A 1,745-nucleotide genomic window follows, 5' to 3' on the forward strand; every position below is an offset into this window, starting at 1 on the left:
TTTGTTCTGCAAAAGTGCCATGAGATTGTTCTATTTCCCAGCGTCCTGGTGTTGCAGAGACGGCAATAGTTTGTGGGCGCATGGCATCCCATTCTGTTTCCATGAAAAATTGATGCAATCCCTTCGAGAAAAAGTTTTGCCCTTAGGCGACGACGTTTATTTTATCTGTGGGTATGGTCCCAAAAATAGCATAGGCTATGAATGCCCATAAACCTCTTTTCTTCAAAAGATCTAAGGGGGGAGGGCATAAAAAACCCGCTTTAGAGCGGGCTTTTCTCAATGTTAATTCAATTTACTGGAGCATAGCAGACATGATTTAAGCCATCACTGCCTCGAAAAGTTCCTGTTTTAGGATTGAAGGAACGGTATTTTTTCTTGCAATATTGAAGCCAATCAGATTCTGATGATTGCTGGAGTGGCTCATATTCCATCGTTTGTTGCACTTGATAAATCACCTGATTTTGTGGTGCATCTTGATAGACAATTTGTGGCTGTTCTGGTTTTTTTAAAACTTTACTAAGAACTGCACCTGCTGCAAGAGCAAGAATGCCCAATGCTAAAGCATTTCCTTGAATATTACTGTGTTTTGTCTTTTTGCGTTCGACATAATGATATGTTTTGCTTTCAACGTGATGCTGATGTTGTTCTCTCCATGTCTGGCTGAAATAATGACGCTTGTGGGGATCATCAAAAGAGTGATGTTTACTATGAAAAGAATGGGAGCTAAAATTGCGAGACGGTAAACCAGCCTCCCTCTTCATTTCACTCATTTGATACCATGCCATATCCGCAAGCGTTGTATTTAGCGGCATGAAAACGGTTGCCGTTGACATTGCTGATAATACCGCTAACCTGATCATCTTTTTCATCATGATGCTCCTTGAGTAAATTCGTATTTTTCACATCCTACACGTTTCAAACTGAATAGAGCCTGAATAATTTTGGACTTTATTGTGACAAAACAAATGAAAATTCATTTAGTTAAACCTATCGCGAGTATGATAAAATAAAATCATGACAGAATTTTGATTTCAATTAATGTACTCTGCTTGAGGTTAATTAATAAGTTTGTATTGAGAGTACCTGATTTTTTACTATGGAATATAAACTCTTTATTTAGGGATATTTTTTGTATCACTTGATACAATATAAATTGAATAATAGGTGTATGAATAAAAGTTATCATTTTTTATCATAAGCTTATGGTGCTATGATAAAGTCTTGTTTTACTTTATTTGTGTTATAGAACAGTGTCCTATTTGAATATTCTCTTGTGAGGATAAATAATATTTGAGTTCGATATCAGAGTATAACTGTATAAAGATAATATATTGTAAGTAATTTTTTGATATATATAAGGCATTCTCTTTAAATTTGTCTGCGTTTTTTCGTTTAGAAATTTTTTACATTTTTAGAGATTTTTTATAACGTGGTTTGACAAGAAAAAATGCTTAAAAAATCAATAAAGTTTGGGCATTTTTTGTAAAATCTTCTCTCTCATGGTGTTTTAGATAAATTGGAGCTCCCTTGATGTTTGAGGTTGTCTGTTTTGCGGATAATGCTGTTTGCTTTTGAGCTTTAGTCGTTTTTTTAGAAAAGCTGAAGATTATTTTAGGCGGTTTGAAATTTCTTGATCCTTTATTGATTGCGTTTTTTTCGTTTTATTGTTGCTTGATTAGGGGTGTTTTTACCAGATTTTCCTTTTCGATTTTCCAAAATACCAGTATCCATGGTTGGTCCCATGT

General features: G+C 34.5%; 1 protein-coding gene and 1 pseudogene. One reads left to right on the plus strand and one right to left on the minus strand.

Going from position 1 to position 1,745, the window contains the following annotated elements:
- Positions 1-88: 88 nt before the first annotated feature.
- Positions 89-211 (plus strand): annotated as a pseudogene (locus U736_RS12915) (MBL fold metallo-hydrolase); the annotation flags it as partial.
- Between the two features lie 76 nt (positions 212-287).
- Here U736_RS12915 and U736_RS0108545 read toward each other — a convergent pair.
- Positions 288-869, minus strand: coding sequence for a BA14K family protein (locus U736_RS0108545; protein ID WP_026500671.1), 582 nt, complete (start codon positions 867-869; stop codon positions 288-290).
- Positions 870-1,745 lie beyond the last annotated feature (876 nt).

This window comes from Bartonella grahamii ATCC 700132 (genome assembly GCF_000518085.1).
GTDB classification, from domain to species: Bacteria; Pseudomonadota; Alphaproteobacteria; order Rhizobiales; family Rhizobiaceae; genus Bartonella; species Bartonella grahamii.